The following is an 18,086-nucleotide window of genomic DNA, read 5'->3' on the forward strand; positions in this document are numbered from 1 at the left end:
CCAGAGGACACCGCAGCCTGCCGCGGCGCCGGCTTCGACGGCCAGGCGGCGCCGCGGCTTGCTGTCAGGCGTCGGTGCCGATGGCCAGGGGGTCGTCGGAGCGGCGTGGCTTGCGGCGCCGGAAGATCACCGCGGCGACGAGGCCGCCGATGAACCCGCACAGGTGCCCCTGCCAGGACACCCCCTCCTCGCCGGGGAGGACGCCGAAGAGCTGCCAGCCGTACAGGAGCCCGATGAGGACACCGACGGCGATGTGCCACCAGCTGCGCTCGACCGCGCCCCGCATCAGGATCACGCCGAGATAGCCGAAGATGACGCCGCTGGCCCCGACCACGACGGTGTCCGGATCGCCGATGAACCACACCCCGACCCCGGCCACGATCGCGATGAAGGCGGTTGTGAGCAGGAAGCGGGTGGTGCCGGCGGCGAGGACGAACGTGCCGAGCAGGATCAGCGGGATGCTGTTGGCCAGGACGTGGGCGAAGCCGGCGTGCAGGAACGGCGAGAAGATGATGCCGTCCAGGCCGTCGAGATGGTGCGGCTTGATGCCGCCGTCCTGGTCGAGCCGCTCACCGGTGAGCCGGTCGAGGAACTCGATCGCGAACAGCACCGGCACGAACGCGCACATGGCGACGAAGGCTCGGCCGACGGAGGCGTAGAACGCCTCCGTGCCGAATCGCGTGGGGTCGGACGGACTCGTGGCATCGACGGTCACGCCACGTTGGTAACAGGTTTCGCTCGCTAATACCAGCCGCTGGACTGACTGTGGGACCAGGCGGCGCACGGCGTCTTGTAGCGGCCCTTGATGTAGCCCAGGCCCCACTTGATCTGGGTCTCAGGATTCCAGGACCAGTCGCTCGCGATCGAGCCCATCTTCGACGGCGGGAGCGCCTGGGCGATGCCGTAGGCGCCGGAGCTCTTGTTCCGCGCCGTCGTCGTCCAGTGGCTTTCCTTGTCCCAGAGCTTCTCCAGGCACGGCGACATCTGGTCGAACCCGAAGCCGGCCTGGAACACGAGCCCGCAGCCGCGCCACTTGTTGTCACTCTTGCCCTTGTACACGTCGCAAGCGGCCGGGATCGAGTAGGTCGGCGGGCCCAGGGTCCGCGTGGTGGACCGGCTCGTCTCCTCCTCTTCCTTCTTCTTGCGCGCGGCGTCCTCGGCGGCCTTGGCCTGCGCGGCGGCCGCGGAGGCGGCGTCCTGCGCCTTGCTCTGGGCCTCCTGGGACGTCGGCGCGGCGCTGGCGCTCGCACTCGTGTCGGAAGGCTTCGGAAGGGTGGCGTCGGCGGCGGCACTGACCGGCTCGGCCTTCTTACCGCTGTCCCAGTTGGCGATCACGACACCCGCCGCGAGGGCCGCGACCAGTGCGAGGGTGGCCAGGACACGGATCTTGCCGACCCGCTGCCACAGCAGCGTCAGGACGTCCATGGCCTAGTACCACCCCGTGCTCTGGCTGTGACCCCATGCGCCGCACGGCGTCTTGTACCGGCCCTTGATGTAGTTCAGCCCCCACTTGATCTGGATGCCGGCGTCGGTCTTCCAGTTCGTGCCGTAGGCGGCCATCTTGTCGCCGGGGACGGCCTGCGGGATGCCGTGGGCGTTGCTGCTGTTGTTGTGCGCGCTGGGGTTCCAGCCGCTCTCCTTGGTCCACAGCTTGTCCAGGCACGGCATCTGGTCGAGGCCGTAGCCGGCGGCGACCATCAGCGTGCAGCCGGTGTTCCTGTGACCGGAGTAGACGCCGCACGAGGCGGGGGCCGGGTAGGACGGCGGGCCGGCGGAGCGGGTGTTGGACCGGCTCGCCTCTTCTTCCTTCTTCTTGCGCGCGGCGTCCTCGGCGGCCTTGGCCTGCGCGGCGGCCGCAGAGGCGGCGTCCTGCGCCTTGCTCTGCGGGTCCTGCGACTGCGCGGCGCTGGCGCTCGTCTCCGACGGCTTCGGAAGGGCGGCGTTGGCGGCGGTGTTGACCGGCTCAGCCTTCTCGCCGCTGTCCCAGTTGGCGATCACGACGCCGCCCGCGAGGGCCGCGACGAGCGCGAGGGCCGCCAGGGCACGGATCTTTCCGATCCGCTGCCACAGCTGGATCACGAACGTATCCATTCGTCGGGGACAGGACGCGGCGCACGGCCCGGACGGCGGTCCACGCGTTGCAGCGGACCAGCCCTCCGAGCCGATGACGCACCGTGAGCGCCTGATGCCGGTTCGCCTGGCGTCATGCGCTCGTTCCCCACCATCGCCTAGTGCATTCGCAGGTGAGAACCCAAACAGTATGTTATGTGATCCTAATCACGTGACAATTAGGACTCTTTTGCTCAACTCACCTTTCGAACGGGAGGTCCTCCAGCAGGTCCGTGACGACCTCGGCGATCGGCGACCGCTCCGAACGGGTCAGGGTCACGTGCGCGAAGATCGGGTGGCCCTTCAGCGCCTCGATCACCGCGGCGATGCCGTCGTGCCTGCCGACCCGCAGGTTGTCACGCTGAGCGACGTCGTGCGTCAGCACGACCCGCGAGTTGCTGCCGATGCGGGACAGCACGGTGAGCAGGACGCCGCGTTCGAGCGACTGGGCCTCGTCGACGATCACGAACGCGTCGTGCAGGCTGCGACCGCGGATGTGGGTCAACGGCAGGACCTCGAGCATCCCCCGGGCCGCCACCTCCTCCATCACGTTGTCGTGCACCAGCGAGCCGAGCGTGTCGAAGACCGCCTGCGCCCAGGGCGACATCTTCTCGGCGGCGTCGCCGGGGAGATAGCCCAGCTCCTGCCCGCCGACCGCGTACAGCGGCCGGAAGACGATCACCTTCTTGTGCTTGCGCCGCTCCATGACCTGCTCCAGGCCCGCGCAGAGCGCGAGCGCGGACTTGCCGGTGCCGGCCCGCCCACCCATGGACACGATGCCGATCGACTCGTCCAGCAGCAGGTCCAGCGCGATGCGCTGCTCCGCCGAGCGCCCCCGCACACCGAACACCTCCCGGTCGCCCCGCACGAGCCGCACCGACTTGTCGGCACAGACCCGCCCGAGCGCCGAGCCGTTCTGCGAGGTGAGCACCAGACCCGTGTGCACCGGCAGGTCGCCGGCGCCGTCGAGGTCGATCGCCTCACCCGCGTAGAGCCGCTTCACCTCGTCCTCGGCGATGCCGAGCTCGACCATGCCCGTCCAGCTCTGGTTGGTCGCCGGACCCGGCTGGTACTCGTCCGCGGCCAGGCCCACCGAGCCGGCCTTGACCCGCAGCGGCATGTCCTTGGTGACCAGCAGGACGTCCTTGCCCTCGGCGGCGAGCGCGAGCGCGACCGCGAGAATCCGGGCGTCGTCCGTGTCGGCCCGGAAGCCGGCCGGCAGCACGTTCTGGTTGGCGTGGTTCAGCTCGACCCGCAGGGTGCCGCCGGAGTCCGTCAGCGGCAGCGGGACGTCCAGCCGGCCGTGCTTGGCCCGCAGGTCGTCCAGGAACCGCAGCGAACGCCGCGCGAAGTACCCGAGCTCGGGATGGTGCCGCTTGCCCTCCAATTCGGAGATGACGACCAGGGGCAGGACCACGTCGTGCTCTCCGAAGCGCAGGAACGCGCCCGGGTCGGCCAGCAGCACGGACGTGTCCAGCACGAAGGTGCGCTTGTCCGGTGTCTGCTCCCGGGCTTTCTCCTGGGCTTTCTCCTGGGCTTTCTCCTGGGCCGTCTTCCTGGTGCGACGGACCGGCTTGACGACCTCCTGCGGCGCTTCCGCGGGCTGCGCCTTGGTGGCGCGGCCGCGTGGAGCGGGAGGGGTGGACTCCGAGGGACTACGGCGAACGGTCACGGGATCTCCGGGGACGGGCACCTCGCCGCCCGCACTCGCGTCCTCCGACGCCCGCACGGGGTCGGGTGCTTGGCCCCGTGGCTTCACAGTGATCGCTCGGTCCGGGCCTCGGATGGCCGGGAAAACCCCAAGCCACAGCACAGACGCTAACCGCTGCAAGCAAAATCCACTAGATCGAGTCCTTGATTGCCCGCCTTGTGAGGTACGCCGCTGCGTGAATTCTTCAGTACGCTTGGCACATGGCGGCCCCTGACACTGCACGCTCGCGCGAGGCCATCCTCCAGCTGACCGCGGAGCGCGCAGGCCACTGCGCCTTCTTCTTCGACTTCGACGGGACTCTCGCGCCCATCCAGGAAGATCCCGAGACGGTCCACCCGGCCGACGGCATCGTCGAGGCCCTCGGCGAGCTCAGCCGTCGCCTGGGCAAGGTCGTCATCGTCTCGGCCCGCCCGGCCGGCTTCCTCCGCGAGCGCTTCGCCGACCTGCCCGATGTCGCGGTCTTCGGCCTGTACGGGCTGGAGGTCCAACGCCCCGGCGGCCTGGTCGAGACCGACCCGTCAGCCGCCCCTTTCGTCCAGGTCATGAGCGACCTGGCCGACCGCGCCCGGGCGGAGCTGCCGGCGGGCACCCGGGTCGAGTACAAGCGCCTCTCCGTGGCCGTGCACTACCGTAACGCGCCCCACCTGGCCCCGGAGGTCGAGCAGTGGGCCAAGGAGCGCGCCGGCGAGCTCGGCCTGCGCCTCCAGGCGGGCCGCATGGTCGTCGAGCTGAAGCCCCCCGGCCAGCGCGACAAGGGCAGCGTCCTGCGCGAGGAGACCGAGGGCCACAGCTGCGCCTGGTACTTCGGCGACGACGTGGCCGACCTGCGCGCCTTCGACGCCCTCACCGCCCGCGAAGCAGCGGACCCCGACTTCGTCGGCGTGCGGGTCGCGGTCGCCAACGCCGAGAGCGGCCACGCCCTGATCGAAGCCGCCGACATCCACGTCGACGCCCCCGAGGACGTCCCCGCCCTCCTCCGCACCCTGCTCTCCCAGCTGTAAATGCTGTAATTCCCCGCTGTGCTTCCGCCCCACCGCTGTCGCGGCGGGTCCCGGCGGGGATTCTCACCCGCACCCCAGTGCGCCGCTCCGCGGCGCACTGCCCGCGCCGAGACGCGAGGCAGAGCAAGCGGCGCATACGCGCCGCATCCGGTGGCCAGCCGTGGCCAGATTCGCCCATGATTTCCGTGCTGATCATGTCGGCCCCGACCGCCGCACACTTCGCCACACGACACCGACGAGCAGCCTCGACACTGACGAGACACCTCGGCACCGACGTTGATCAATGCCCGGGTCTGCGGCCTTTGTCCCATCGACATTGCGCGATAAGCCTCGATTTCAGAGATCAAATTGTGGGTGGATCGCGCAACGTCTATCCCGAAAAGGGGCGTTTTGGGGCATTGACCAACGTCTGTCCGGGCGGGGTGGGCCCGAGCAGGGATAGGTCCAGAGGTGGACCCGAGCGTCGAAGTGGCAGAGGCGTCACTGAGAAGAAGAGACGCAGGCCGGAAGCGCAAGGCCGAGAAGCGCAGGCCAGAGCACGTGGGGCGAGAAGCGCAGGTCAGGGAGTGCGGGCCAGGGAGCGCGGGCCGAGAAAGTGCAGGTCAGAGAGCATGGGGCGAGAAGTTCAGGCCGAAGAGTGCGGGGCGGGGGCCGTGATCGCACGGGGTCATGGCGGGCGGGTGGTTGGCGGGGTCTGGACGAAGTTGCGTTGCTCTGGGTGCACGAGTTTTACCGGATCATGGATCGGCCGGGGCCAGCCGCCGGATGCGGCGCGCATGCGCCGCTTGGCCTGCCTCGCGTCTCGGCGCGGGCAGTGCGTCGCGGAGCGGCGCATCGGGGTGCGGGTGAGAATCCCCGCCGGGACCCGCCGCGGCAGCGGTGGGGGGAACTACAGCCGGCTCAGACGCCGTAGCGGCGTTGGCGGTTGGCGTAGGAGCGCAGGGCGCGCAGGAAGTCGACGCGGCGGAAGCTGGGCCAGTGGACGTCGCAGAAGTAGAACTCGGAGTGGGCGCTCTGCCAGAGCAGGAAGCCTGACAGGCGCTGCTCGCCGCTGGTCCTGATCACCAGGTCGGGGTCGGGCAGGCCGCGGGTGTAGAGGTGGTCGGAGATGTGGTCGACGTCGAGGATCTCGGCGAGCTCCTCGATCGACGTGCCCGCCTTGGCGTGCTCGTGGAGGAGGGAGCGCACGGCGTCGGCGATCTCGCGGCGGCCGCCGTAGCCGACGGCGAGGCTGACCTGGGCGCCGCCGGTGCGGCTGACGGTGCGCTCCTCGGCCGCCTTGAGGGACTGGGCGCTGGCGGTGGGCAGCAGGTCCAGCGCGCCGACCATGCGCAGCTGCCAGGGGTTGCCCTCGTCGGCGAGCTCGGCGGCCAGGTTCTCGATGATCTGCAGCAGCGGGTCGAGCTCGGCGGCTGGGCGGGACAGGTTGTCGGTGGACAACAGCCACAGGGTGACGTGCGCGACGGTCGCGCCGTCGCACCAGCGCAGGAGCTCCTTGATCCGCTCGGCGCCGACGCGATGGCCGTCGTTGGGATCGACGTAGCCCATCTCGCGCGCCCAGCGCCGGTTGCCGTCGACGATCACCCCGACGTGTCGCGGCTGAGGTTTGCCGTGCAGCCGTCGGGCGAGACGCTTCTCGTACAACGAATACACCACGTCACGCAGGCCCACGGTCGAGAAGAGTAGCGACCTACCGGGCAAAGCGACACCGTCAGCCGTGCACCGGACAGTGCTGAACGGCGGGTGGGTGGGCGGCCGATCTGCTGACTGACCGGCCGCCGACCAGCCACTATGCGGCGTCGAGCCGGGCCTTCAGCGCGTCGAGCTCGGCCCAGAGCACCCCGGGGAGTTTGTCGCCGAAGCGCTCGAACCACTCGGTCACCTGAGGGATCTCCGCCCGCCATTCGTCGGCGTCGACCCGCAGGGCCGCAGCGAGGTCCTCGGCCGTGAGGTCGAGGCCTTCCACGTCGAGCGCGCCGGGCGCCGGCACCCGGCCGATGGGGGTCTCGACGGCGTCAGCGGTGCCCTCGATGCGCTCGACGACCCACTTCAGGACGCGGGCGTTCTCGCCGAAACCGGGCCACAGGAAGCGGCCGTCGTCGCCGCGGCGGAACCAGTTGACGTAGAAGATCCTGGGCAGCTGCGCGGTGCCGGAGGAGGCGCCCTTGCCCATCTCGATCCAGTGGGCGAAGTAGTCGCCGGCGTTGTAGCCGATGAAGGGCAGCATGGCCATCGGGTCGCGGCGGACCACGCCGACCTTGCCGGTGGCCGCCGCGGTGGTCTCGCTGGACAGGGTCGCGCCGAGGTAGACGCCGTGCACCCAGTCGCGGGCCTCGGTGACCAGCGGGATCGTGGTCTTGCGCCGGCCGCCGAAGAGGATCGCGTCGATCGGCACGCCGCGCGGGTCGGCGTACTCGTCGGCGAGGATCGGGCACTGCTCGATCGGCGTGCAGAAGCGCGAGTTCGGGTGCGACGACGGCTCGTCCGAGTCGGGCGTCCAGTCGCGGCCCTTCCAGTCGGTGAGGTGCGCGGGCGGCTCGCCCATGCCTTCCCACCAGATGTCGCCGTCGTCGGTCAGCGCGACGTTGGTGAAGACCGAGTTGCCCTTCGCGAGGGTCCGCATCGCGTTGGGGTTGGTCTTCCAGTCGGTGCCGGGAGCGACACCGAACAGGCCGAACTCGGGATTGACGGCGTACAGCCGCCCATCTGCACCGAAGCGCATCCACGCGATGTCGTCGCCGAGCGTCTCGACCTTCCATCCGGGGATGGTCGGCTCCAGCATCGCCAGGTTGGTCTTGCCACAGGCGCTGGGGAACGCGGCGGCCACGTACTTCACCTGGCCGGACGGTCCGGTCAGCTTGAGGATGAGCATGTGCTCGGCGAGCCAGCCCTCGTCGCGGCCCATGACGCTGGCGATGCGCAGCGAGAAGCACTTCTTGCCCAGCAGCGAGTTGCCGCCGTACCCCGACCCGTAGCTCCAGATCTCCCGGCTCTCCGGGAAGTGGGAGATGTACTTGGTGTCGCTGCACGGCCACGCGACGTCCTGCTCGCCGGGTGCGAGGGGCGCGCCAACGGAGTGCAGGCAGGGCACGAACGGCGCGTCGGCGCCCATCCGGTCGAGCACGTCGGCGCCCATCCGGGTCATGATCCGCATAGAGGCGACGACGTACGGGGAATCGGTCAGCTCGACGCCGAACATCGGCCGCTCGGCGGTCAGCGGGCCCATGCAGAACGGCACCACGTACATCGTGCGGCCGCGCATCGAGCCGTCGTACAGCTCCGTCATCACCCGCTTCATCTCCGCGGGCGCCATCCAGTTGTTCGTGGGGCCGGCGTCGGCCTCGTCCGCGGAGCAGATGAACGTGCGCTCCTCGACCCGGGCGACGTCCGACGGGTCGGTGCGGGCCCAGAACGAGTTGGGCTTCTGCCGCAGCCGCACCAGGACCTGCTTGTCCACGAGCTCGTCGGTGATGCGGCGCCACTCACCCTCGGAGCCGTCACACCAGACCACCCGGTCAGGGGTGGTGAGCTCGGCGACTTCGCGGACCCAGGCGAGGAGCTTGGAATGGGCGGTGGGTGCCTGGTCGAGACCCGGGACCGTGACCGGTGCTGACATCGAGAATCTCCCTGTGGTCGGCGTTGACCTGTAGGCGCAAATGCCAAAGCACGGCGCGCGATGCTGCGAGCGGCCGTGAATGCGTTCTACTGATTTCCCTCAGCCTAAACCGGTCAACCGGGCCGGGCAGCGTGAGAGCTTGTGAAACCTTGCACAAGGACCGGAGAATCTCGCGACCGTTCGCAGAATCGCGCGTGAACTTTTCGTCAACCGCGCATCAATGCGCAAACTGTGCGGTCTGTGGCAGGTGCGCCCGCTGGGGTCGGCGGTGCCGTACCCTCTGCCACGTGACGGAACTGCAGTCGGTGGCGTCCGAGCCACGGCCGGGCGGCCTGCGCGGCCTGTTCGCACGCTTCGAGCACCTCGTCCACGAGCTGGGCAAGTTCGGGACGGTCGGGATCGTGGCGTTCATGGTGGACGTCGCCATCTTCAACGTGCTGCTCTTCGGCGGCACGCCGACCCTTGTGGCGAAGACGATCTCCACGGTGGTGGCGGCGACCGTCGCCTTCATCGGCAACCGGTTCTGGACCTGGCGGGACCGCGAGCGCACCAACCTGCGCCGCGAATACACGCTGTACTTCCTGTTCAACCTGGTCGGCCTGCTGATCGGCCTGCTCTGCCTGTGGGCGAGCCACTACGGGCTCGGCTCGGTGTGGCCCTGGTTCGAGGGCAAGCTCGCCGACAACATCGCGGCCAACGTGGTCGGCATGGCGTTCGGGACGCTGTTCCGTTTCTGGAGCTATCGGCAGATCGTGTTCCGAAAGACGGCCTGACCGGCATAAACTGAGGTTCAAACGCGGCGGCAGGTAACAGCCTGGTTGCGCAGGGGTCAAGATGCGGGTGAGCTGCCCCGCAGTCTGCGCCGTACCCAGGGCGATGCTTGGCGACCTACCGTAAGGTTGCACGGTGCGCCTTGCCAGCAACCTTCGCGACCGGTATGTCCCCGAGCGGCATCGTTCGCTCGTGACCGAGCTGTTCAAGTTCCTGGCGGTCGGCGGGATCAACACGATCATCGACTTCGCGGTGCTCAACCTGCTGCTGTCGATCGGCCCGCTGAAGGCGAAGATCGTCGCGGCCGTCGTCGCCACGACGGCGTCCTACTTCCTCAACCGGCAGTGGACCTACCGTCACAGCGACCGCACGAGCATGCGGCGGGAGTACACGCTGTTCTTCGCGCTCAACGGCGTCGGCCTGCTGATCCAGAGCGCGGTCCTCGCGGTGGCGAAGTACGGGCTGGGCTTCAGCGAGACCAACAGCGCCGACCGGCTGGCCTTCAACATCGCCAGCGCGCTCGGCATCGGCATCGCGATGGTGTTCCGCTTCTGGGCGTACCGGACGTTCGTCTTCCAGACGCCGGTGGCCTCCGACGACCCGCAGGTGATCGCGGACGCCGAACTGGAGGCCGAGGTCGAGGCCCTGGAGGTGGCGCTGACCGACGTGGCCGTCGCGCCGGTGCCGCGCCACCCCGAGGAGGACGGCGCCGGCGAGCTGACCCTCAATGAGCCCGCCGGCCACCGTTGACCAGAAATCAGGACAGCAATCAGGACGCGGCGTCGTTCTTGATCTCGTCGACGAGGGCCTGCCGGTCGTCGTCGCCGAAGGTGTGCTTCTGCCGGTCCGCGTCGACCAGCTCGTAGAGCATGCTCTGGGTCTTCTCCACCTGCGGGATGTCGGTGAGCTGCACCTGACCCCGCTCACCGGCCGACTCGATGGTCAGCGTGCCGCAGCCGAGCATCCGCTCGAAGAGCGAGTGCGAGAACGACACGTCGTTGACCCGGCCCAGCGGGATGTCCCGGCCGCTGCGCGAGAACACGCCGCTGCGCATGATCACCCGCTCGTTGGTGAAGACGTAGTGCGTGGTCTTCCACTTGATCCACGGCCACACGGTGACGACGAGCACGATCACCAGGCCGACCCCGGCCGCGATCAGCGTGCCGATCATGCCCACCCCCGTGAACAGGGAAATGGCCACGACCGCGGCGGCGGTGAGGACGAACCAGAGCACCGGCAGGAACAGTGCCTTCCAGTGGGGGTGCAGGTGCAGCACCACCTGCTCGTCCTTGGTCAGGACGCTTTCCGGGAACCCCACGCCAACCTCCTCGTTCATGAATGTCGAGGTGGAGGCTAGACCGTCCCGACCCGGTGCGATATTGGCCTACCCGGTCGTCTCTGCGCGGACGTGCACCACGTCGCCGGCGGCGACCGCGTGCTCCTTCCCGAACACGTCCGTGACCTGCAGCCGGCCGTCGACGTCGACGCCGGTGGCCGTGCCGTCGAGTGTGGCGCCGCCGGGAAGGTCGACCCGGACCCGCCGGCCGATGGTGCCGCAGTGGAAGAGGTACGCCTCGCGAATGCCGGAGTCGTCGCCGGCCTGCCACTGCCGGTACACCTCCTCGAACCCGCGCAACAGGGCGCGCAGCAGCGGGTCGCGGTCGGCGCTGGCGGCACCGCCGAGGGCAAGGGACGTCGCGTCGGGGCGGGGCAGCTCGTGCTCGCGCAGCGTGGTGTTGAGCCCGATGCCGACCACCACCGCGCCGTCGCCGACCCCCTCGGCGAGGATGCCGGCGGTCTTGCGGTCGCCCTGCAGCAGCAGGTCGTTGGGCCACTTCAGGTAGGCGTCGAGGCGGGCGACCCGGCGCACCGACTCGGCCAGCGCGACCCCGGCCAGGAGCGGCAGCCAGCCCCAGCGCGACACCGGCACCACCGGGCGCAGCAGGATGCTCAGCGCCAGGCCGGCCCGCGGCGGCGACTGCCACTGCCGGCCCAGCCGGCCCCGGCCCGCGGTCTGCCGCTCGGCGACGATCACCAGGCCCTCGGCGGCGCCGGCCCGCGCGGCGTCGCCGGCGTCGGCGTTGGTCGAGCCGGTCTCCTCGACCACGCGCAGGTCGGTCCAGAGCCCGCCGGGGACGACCAACGCGCGGCGGAGCGCGGCCGCATGCAGCGGGGGGCGCTCCAGGTCGGTGTAAATGTTCACAGGTCGACCGTATCGCCGCCCGATTACGATGCCGAACGTGACCATTGAGCAGGCTGGTGTCGGCGCTGACATCCACACGACCGCGGGGAAGCTCGCCGATCTGGGCCGGCGGACCGACGAGGCCGTGCACGCGGGGTCGGCCCGGGCCGTGGAGAAGCAGCACGCCAGGGGCAAGAAGACCGCACGCGAGCGGATCGAGCTGCTGCTGGACCCCGGCTCGTTCGTCGAGCTCGACGAGCTGGCCAGGCACCGGTCGACCAACTTCGGGATGGAGCAGTCGCGCCCGTACGGCGACGGCGTCGTCACCGGGTACGGCACCGTCGACGGGCGGCAGATCTGCGTCTTCGCGCAGGACTTCACGATCTTCGGCGGCAGCCTCGGCGAGGTCTTCGGCGAGAAGATCGTGAAGGTCATGGACCTGGCGATGAAGATCGGCTGCCCGGTGGTCGGGATCAACGACTCCGGCGGCGCCCGCATCCAGGAGGGTGTCGTCTCGCTCGGGCTCTACGGCGAGATCTTCTTCCGCAACGTCCGGGCGTCGGGTGTCATCCCGCAGATCTCACTGATCATGGGGCCGTGCGCGGGCGGCGCGGTGTACTCCCCCGCCGTCACCGACTTCACCGTGATGGTCGACCAGACCTCGCACATGTTCATCACCGGCCCCGACGTGATCAAGACGGTGACCGGCGAGGACGTCGAGTTCGAGGAGCTGGGCGGGGCCCGGACGCACAACACCAAGTCCGGCAACGCGCACTACCTCGCCACCGACGAGGACGACGCGATCGAGTACGTGAAGGCCCTGCTGTCCTACCTGCCGTCCAACAACATGGACGACGTGCCGGTCGTGCCGCTGCCGGCGTCGCTGGAGGTGTCCGAGGACGACCTGGCGCTGGACACCGTCATCCCCGACTCCGCGAACCAGCCGTACGACATGCACACGGTCATCGAGTCGGTCGTCGAGGACTTCCTCGAGGTGCAGCCGCTGTTCGCGCAGAACATCCTGATCGGCTTCGGCCGGGTCGAGGGCCACCCGGTCGGCGTCGTGGCCAACCAGCCGATGCACTTCGCCGGCTGCCTGGACATCGACGCGTCGGAGAAGGCGGCCCGCTTCGTGCGGACCTGCGACGCGTTCAACATCCCGATCCTCACGTTCGTCGACGTGCCGGGCTTCCTGCCGGGCGCCAGCCAGGAGTGGGACGGCATCATCCGGCGCGGCGCGAAGCTCATCTACGCCTACGCCGAGGCCACCGTCCCGAAGGTCACGGTCATCACCCGGAAGGCGTACGGCGGCGCCTACGACGTCATGGGCTCCAAGCACCTCGGCGCCGACCTCAACTTCGCCTGGCCGACCGCGCAGATCGCGGTCATGGGCGCGCAGGGCGCGGTCAACATCCTGTACCGCCAGGAGCTGCGCGACGCGAAGGACCCAGCCGGCCTGCGCGCCGAGCTGATCCAGGAGTACGAGGACACCCTCGCCAACCCGTACGTGGCGGCGGAGCGCGGCTACGTCGACGGGGTCATCGCGCCGTCGGCGACGCGGGTGGAGATCGTGCGGGCGCTGCGGCTGCTGCGCACCAAGCGGGAGACCCTGCCGCCGAAGAAGCACGGCAACATCCCGCTGTAGGTCAGGCCGTCACCCTGAACGACACCTTGATGATGTTGAACTTGTTGACGGTGGCGGAGTCTTCCCACAGCGCGTCCGGGGTCTGCCAGTAGATGGCGTGGCCCCGGCCCGGGTTGACCCGGCAGCCCATGTTGGAGATGTGCAGGCGGCCGCTGGGGGCCGTGTACCGCCACTGCCAGTCCGCGCAGGCCCAGCCGTCCCGGAAGTTGACCGTGTCGATCCCGACCTGCTCGTAGCCCGGGTACAGCCCGTCCTTGAGCCGCGCCGCCTCCTGCTCGCGCCAGTCGGCGACCGGGTCGCCCTTCGGCGGGTTGAAGGACGTGTCGATCGCCACCTCCCACCGGCCGTCGAGCGGGTCGACGAAGGAGATCATCGACGGGTAGCTGGGCTTCTTCACCGTGCGCACCCAGCCGTCCGGCACCGCGACCGCCCAGCTGTACTTGGCGTCGGTCTCCCAGTGGAAGCCGGCCGGCAGGTCCATCACGGTGCCGCCGAAGGTGCCGCGGACGTCTGGCGACGCGCTCGCGGTGGGACTGCCCGACGCCGGGCCCGCGGCGCCGGACGTGGCGGGACCCGCCCCCAGCCCGGTGGCCTGCGCGCCGGTCGGCAGCGTCTGCGGCGGGTCGTCGCCGGAGTCGGCGATCAGAATCACGGCCCCGACGAGCAGGGCCAGCGCGACGAGGACCGCGGCGATCCAGCGGCCGCGGTGCTGGCCGGGCGGCACCGTCTCGACGTCGTCGCTGACCGGCACCACCTCGGGGGCGGGAACCCCGCCGCGGGAGTAGAGGCCGGCGCCGACGGGCGCGCTGCCGCGGGCCTTGCCGGGGAAGTCGGTCCGGGCCGGGGTGGCGTCCGCGACCTGCGCCGGGCTGTCCTGATCCAGGCCCGCGGGCGGCGAGCTGACCGGCGCCTCCGGCCGCGCCGACCCCCCGCCGAGCGGGTGCGACGAGCCTCTCGACGAGCCGCTGGACGAGCTGCGCAGGCCCGAAGGTTGGCCTTCCCGCGAGCGGCGCGGCCGGGGCAGCGCGGGCAAGGTCCAGGACCAGGCGCGGCCCTCCCCCGACGCGGCCCGCTGCAGCAGCCGCTCGGTCTCGGCGACGCCCGCGCGCGCCTTCGGGTCCTTGCGCAGCAGCGCGTTGAGGACCGGCTTCAGCACGCCCGCGCGGGTCGGCGGGTCGGGGTCCTCGGTGGCGAGGGCCGTCAGCGTCGCGTACGTCGTGGAGCGCGCGTACGGCGAGCGGCCCTCGACGGCGGCGTAGAGCGTGGCGCCGAGCGACCACAGGTCGGACTCCGGTCCGGAGGTGCCCTCTCTCGCGCGCTCCGGGGAGATGTACTGCGGGGACCCGAGGATCAGGCCGGGGCGGGTGACGGCGCCGTCGCCGCCCTCGAAGACCGCGAGGCCGAAGTCGGTGAGCACCACCCGGCCCGTGTCGGCGAGCAGCACGTTGCCGGGCTTCACGTCACGGTGCAGCACCCCGGCGGCGTGCGCGGCCTTCAGCGCGTTGAGCACGGCGAGCCCGATCTGCGCGACCCGCTCCGGCGGCAGCGGCCCGTCGTCGGTGATCACCTGATGGAGTGACCGCGACGGCACGTACTCCATCACGATCCACGGTGCCTGCTCGGTCTGCACGACGTCGTAGATCCGCACGACGTTCGCGTCGTTGAGGCGGGCCGCGGCGCGGGCCTCCCGGAGGGTGCGCAGCCGCAGCTCCTCGCGCTCCTCGGCGGTCAGCCCCTCGGGCGGGATGACCTCCTTGATCGCGACGTCGCGGCGCAGCATCTCGTCGCGGGCGAGCCACACCCGGCCCATGCCACCGGCGCCGAGCGACTCGATCAATCGATAGCGCTCAGCGATCAGGGACGTGGACTGCGTCATCACCACAGACGCTACCGAACGAGCGCACGTTCCAGACAGCCCGGACCTGGACGAGATCACCCGTCTCAGTCAGTGCGGGACCGCAAGACCATGATCAATAGGATGACGAGGCCGATACCGACCAGACCGGCGCCGATCAGGGCCACCGGCAGGACCCGGAACGTGTCGAGGACCTTCTGCTGGGTCGGTGCCCTGTCGTCGGCGGTGAAGGTCACCGTGACCGTCACCGTGTACAGGTCGACGTCGGCGCCGGTCTCCTCGCCGATGACGACGGTGCCGGGGATCGGCAGCGGCGCGTTGCCCGGCGCGGGATCGACCGTCGCGCCGACGGCCACCGCGGCGCCGGCCGCGGTGGGTGTCGCCGGGCGCTGCACCGTGCACTTCGCCGGGTCCAGGAAGCCCAGCGGCGTGGGCAGCGACGCCTCGCTGTTGTCGTCCCCGGGCAGCACGACCCGGCCGGTCGAGCCGTCGGTGCAGTCCACATCCAGCACGATCGGGCCGTCGCGGCCGCTGGTGCTGCCCGCGAAGCGGACGGTGACCTGCAGCTGGTGCGCCTCGACGAACAGGTAGGACGCGGTGCACTTCGCGGCGGGCACGGCGGCGGTGAGCGGCACGACGTCGGCACCGACGTTGGGCACGTCCTGCGACTCGCCCGGGTCGCAGGCGAACGAGCTCAGCCGCCAGCTGCCCTCGACCGTCGCCAGGGGCGGCAGCGGGGTCACCACGTAGTCGCCGAGCGGCAGCGCCGCCGGGAGGCCCTGGGCGATCGCGGCCTCGCCGAACGCGGTCGTGGTCGCCACCCCGGACCAGCCGGGCGAGCCCTCGCCGCGCGGCGCGATCACGAACGACGCCGCGCCGATCCCGCCGACCGTCACCGACCGCAGCTGGATGCTGCCGCCCTTGCGGGTCACCCGCAGCGTGCAGTCGGTCGGGGCGCCGGCGGCGACCATGACGGTGACGGACATGCCCTCCGGCTTGAGCTCGGTCGCCCCGCAGCCGACCCCGGTCAGCGACCATGCGTCGGTCTCGCCGGCCGGGGCGGTGAGCGTCACCGGATACGCCCCCGGCAGCAGCGTGCTCAGGTCGGCGCCGGTCGCGACGGTGGCGGAGCCGTCACCGGCCGGCGTGGCCTGCAGCAGGCGCGGCGGGTCGGCCCCGCCGCCCGAGGCGACGGACAGGTTGAACGCGCCGCCGGGCGCGTCGCCGAACAGCCGCAGCGTCAGCCCCGGCGGCGCGGCCGGCGGGGTGTAGGTGAACGTGCAGGTGACGACCTCACCGGGGGCGAGCGTGACGGTGGCGGTGCCCGTCGGCAGGTCGGTGGCGGTGAGGCTGCGCCCGGCGCCGCTCTTGCCGCAGCTCAGGTCGGTGAGCGTCCAGCCCGCCGGGGTCCGCGACACGACCGTGCCGGGCTGGCCGCCGGAGCTGCGCACCAGGGTCGCGTCGGTCTTCGCGTCGGCGTAGATCCGCTTGTCGGCGGCGTAGCCGGCGGAGGCGTCGAACGCGAACCGCTGCTGGTAGCCGGCCGGGGCCGTCGTGCGGGCCTTCACCACGAGCGTGGCCGGGGCCTGCGCGGACTTCACGTAGTACGCGAAGCAGAGCACGTGCCGCGCCCCGGCGGGGAAGCCGAGCCACTGGACGTTGCCGCCGGCGTGGCCGTCGGCGCCGCAGCGCAGGACGCCGAACCCGTACCCGGGCAGCGCCGCGGCGAGCAGCGGGTCGCCCGGCGTGCCGCCCTGCACCCACAGCTGCCGGTGCGAGGACGCGCTCGCCTGCTCCGGGGTCAGCTGCAGGGTGACCGCGCCGTCGATGAGCTTGTCGGTCTTGTGGCCGGCCGCGTCCAGCAGCGGCACCTGGGCGGCGGTCGCGCCGGAGTCGACCGCCGGCATGGTCACCGTCGACAGCGCGCCCTTCTTCTCCTGCCCGGGCCCCAGCGAGAAGTGCCAGCCGGGCAGGGCGGTGCAGCCGGCCCCGTTGGCCGCCTCGACGGCCGGGTCGACCGCCTGGCCGTCCTTGTACGCGCTGGCGCGGCCGAGGGCGGACGCCGCCTCGATGCGGTCGTCGCGGACCCGGTTGGCCATGACGTCGTCGTACGAGCCGCAGGAGCGCGCCGCGAACGTGATCTGATACCGCAGCGACGCGGATACCGACGCCGGCTGCTCGCCCTCACGCGCCTGGGCGGGCGACCCGGGCAGCAGTGCCGCGAGGAGCGCGCCGACGATGAGCATCGATGCGACCCGGAATGGGACGTTTGTCAATGCGCCCCCCAAACTCGCCATCGACTCCCGTTCCGCTTGAGTATGCGCCGCCGATGCGTGCGTATGCTCGCAGGACGGCAACGTTTCGCGTACTTTCCGGGAGGTCCTGTGGCCGAGGAACCGCTGTTCAAGGTCGTCCGCGGTACGCCGACGGCCGAGGAGGTCGCGGCGATCGTCGGGGTGCTCTTCAGCCGTCCCGCCGCCGCGGCGGTGGCTGCTGCGCCGGTGTCGCGCTGGCGCCAGAGCGCCCGGCCGGCGTCTCGTCCCCGCTGGCGCTAGCGCCACCACCCGCCGGGGGCTCGCCGGCAGTGGCATCGTTCACAGGAGGCTCGTTCACAGGGGGCTCGTCCACCGGGGGCTCGTCCACCGGGGGCTCGCTCGCCGGGGGCCGGCCGGTCGGCGGGCGACGGCGCGGGATGACGATCGGCGGCAGGGCCGGCAGCGTCGGCCAGCGGCGGGCCTCGCGCTCGTCCTGCAGGAACTCCGCCTGGGCGAGCGTCGGCAGGTCCTCGACCAGCTGCTGGCCGCACGAGCGGCAGATCAGCGCCGCGGCCGGCACCCGGTCGTAGCAGAACGGGCACTGCCGCTGGTCCAGCGACCTGCCCCGCTCCACGCCGATCCAGGTCATGAACTTGATGATCACGAACAGGGCGACCGCCAGCAGCAGGAACTGCAGCAGGTCGTTGAGGAACACGCCGTACTTGATCGGCGTGCGGTGCAGCGTGATCTTCAGTTGCTGGAAGTCGGGCTCGCCGACCACAGCGGCGACCGCCTGCAGGAACAGGTTGGTGACGAAGGACTGGACGAGCGTGGCGAAGGCCGATCCGATGATGAAGCCGAGCGCCAGGTCCAGGACCGAGCCGCCGATCGCGATCGCCTTGAACTCAGCCCAGAGCTTCCGCATGGCCGCGATGGTACTA

General features: G+C 70.8%; 16 protein-coding genes. 5 read left to right on the forward strand and 11 right to left on the reverse strand.

The annotated features are described in order from the left end of the window. Positions 1 to 64 precede the first annotated feature (64 nt). The 4 genes from ABD332_RS21465 to phoH2 form a co-directional block, all read right to left on the reverse strand. Positions 65 to 715, reverse strand: a complete 651-nt coding sequence (locus ABD332_RS21465; protein WP_344503785.1) for a rhomboid family intramembrane serine protease — start codon at positions 713 to 715, stop codon at positions 65 to 67. A gap of 26 nt (positions 716 to 741) precedes the next feature. Beyond that, positions 742 to 1,425 carry an aggregation-promoting factor C-terminal-like domain-containing protein gene (locus ABD332_RS21470; RefSeq protein ID WP_344503786.1) on the reverse strand — a complete coding sequence of 228 codons (684 nt, stop codon included), beginning with the start codon at positions 1,423 to 1,425 and terminating at the stop codon, positions 742 to 744. A gap of 3 nt (positions 1,426 to 1,428) precedes the next feature. Beyond that, positions 1,429 to 2,091: an aggregation-promoting factor C-terminal-like domain-containing protein gene (locus tag ABD332_RS21475; RefSeq protein WP_344503787.1), complete on the reverse strand. Its 663-nt coding sequence runs from the start codon at positions 2,089 to 2,091 to the stop codon at positions 1,429 to 1,431. 217 nt (positions 2,092 to 2,308) lie between these two features. Next, complete coding sequence (gene phoH2 / locus ABD332_RS21480; protein WP_344504020.1) at positions 2,309 to 3,589, reverse strand: RNA 5'-3' helicase PhoH2; 1,281 nt, start codon at positions 3,587 to 3,589, stop codon at positions 2,309 to 2,311. Positions 3,590 to 4,020: 431 nt separating this feature from the next. Here phoH2 and otsB point away from each other — a divergent pair, with 431 nt between their 5' ends. Continuing rightward, positions 4,021 to 4,821, forward strand: coding sequence for a trehalose-phosphatase (otsB, locus tag ABD332_RS21485; RefSeq protein WP_344503788.1), 801 nt, complete (start codon positions 4,021 to 4,023; stop codon positions 4,819 to 4,821). A 900-nt stretch (positions 4,822 to 5,721) separates the two neighbouring features. Here otsB and ABD332_RS21490 read toward each other — a convergent pair. Both ABD332_RS21490 and ABD332_RS21495 read right to left on the reverse strand, forming a co-directional pair. Beyond that, the gene (locus ABD332_RS21490; RefSeq protein ID WP_344503790.1) at positions 5,722 to 6,492 is read right to left on the reverse strand and encodes an isoprenyl transferase; all 771 of its coding nucleotides are present in this window, start codon (positions 6,490 to 6,492) and stop codon (positions 5,722 to 5,724) included. Positions 6,493 to 6,610: 118 nt separating this feature from the next. Next, positions 6,611 to 8,437 carry a phosphoenolpyruvate carboxykinase (GTP) gene (locus ABD332_RS21495; protein WP_344503791.1) on the reverse strand — a complete coding sequence of 609 codons (1,827 nt, stop codon included), beginning with the start codon at positions 8,435 to 8,437 and terminating at the stop codon, positions 6,611 to 6,613. 287 nt (positions 8,438 to 8,724) lie between these two features. Between ABD332_RS21495 and ABD332_RS21500 the strand changes: the two genes are divergently transcribed. Both ABD332_RS21500 and ABD332_RS21505 read left to right on the forward strand, forming a co-directional pair. After that, on the forward strand, positions 8,725 to 9,210 hold the full coding sequence (locus ABD332_RS21500; RefSeq protein WP_425552261.1) for a GtrA family protein: 486 nt from the start codon (positions 8,725 to 8,727) through the stop codon (positions 9,208 to 9,210). Between the two features lie 190 nt (positions 9,211 to 9,400). After that, positions 9,401 to 9,958: a GtrA family protein gene (locus ABD332_RS21505; RefSeq protein WP_344503793.1), complete on the forward strand. Its 558-nt coding sequence runs from the start codon at positions 9,401 to 9,403 to the stop codon at positions 9,956 to 9,958. A gap of 19 nt (positions 9,959 to 9,977) precedes the next feature. Here ABD332_RS21505 and ABD332_RS21510 read toward each other — a convergent pair whose 3' ends face one another. Then, positions 9,978 to 10,526, reverse strand: a complete 549-nt coding sequence (locus ABD332_RS21510; protein ID WP_344503794.1) for a PH domain-containing protein — start codon at positions 10,524 to 10,526, stop codon at positions 9,978 to 9,980. 66 nt (positions 10,527 to 10,592) lie between these two features. Then, a complete protein-coding gene (locus tag ABD332_RS21515; RefSeq protein WP_344503795.1) occupies positions 10,593 to 11,456 on the reverse strand; it encodes a biotin--[acetyl-CoA-carboxylase] ligase in 864 nt (287 codons plus the stop codon). On the opposite strand from ABD332_RS21515, the gene ABD332_RS21520 reads away from it, so the two are divergent. After that, positions 11,440 to 13,035, forward strand: a complete 1,596-nt coding sequence (locus ABD332_RS21520) for an acyl-CoA carboxylase subunit beta (protein ID WP_425552262.1) — start codon at positions 11,440 to 11,442, stop codon at positions 13,033 to 13,035. The genes ABD332_RS21515 and ABD332_RS21520 overlap by 17 nt on opposite strands. 1 nt (position 13,036) lies before the next feature. Here ABD332_RS21520 and ABD332_RS21525 read toward each other — a convergent pair whose 3' ends face one another. Together ABD332_RS21525 and ABD332_RS21530 are read right to left on the reverse strand one after the other, a co-directional pair. Then, positions 13,037 to 14,911, reverse strand: coding sequence for a serine/threonine-protein kinase (locus tag ABD332_RS21525; protein WP_344503796.1), 1,875 nt, complete (start codon positions 14,909 to 14,911; stop codon positions 13,037 to 13,039). Between the two features lie 65 nt (positions 14,912 to 14,976). After that, positions 14,977 to 17,136, reverse strand: coding sequence for a prealbumin-like fold domain-containing protein (locus tag ABD332_RS21530; RefSeq protein WP_344503797.1), 2,160 nt, complete (start codon positions 17,134 to 17,136; stop codon positions 14,977 to 14,979). Between the two features lie 93 nt (positions 17,137 to 17,229). Here ABD332_RS21530 and ABD332_RS21535 point away from each other — a divergent pair, with 93 nt between their 5' ends. Further along, a complete protein-coding gene (locus ABD332_RS21535) occupies positions 17,230 to 17,445 on the forward strand; it encodes an acyl-CoA carboxylase subunit epsilon (RefSeq protein ID WP_344503798.1) in 216 nt (71 codons plus the stop codon). Here the strand turns inward: ABD332_RS21535 and mscL are convergent. Further along, on the reverse strand, positions 17,354 to 18,070 hold the full coding sequence (mscL, locus tag ABD332_RS21540; protein ID WP_344503799.1) for a large conductance mechanosensitive channel protein MscL: 717 nt from the start codon (positions 18,068 to 18,070) through the stop codon (positions 17,354 to 17,356). The two genes, ABD332_RS21535 and mscL, sit on opposite strands and share 92 nt — an antisense overlap. Positions 18,071 to 18,086 lie beyond the last annotated feature (16 nt).

The sequence above is a fragment of the Dactylosporangium maewongense genome (assembly GCF_039531485.1).
GTDB classification, from domain to species: Bacteria; Actinomycetota; Actinomycetes; order Mycobacteriales; family Micromonosporaceae; genus Dactylosporangium; species Dactylosporangium maewongense.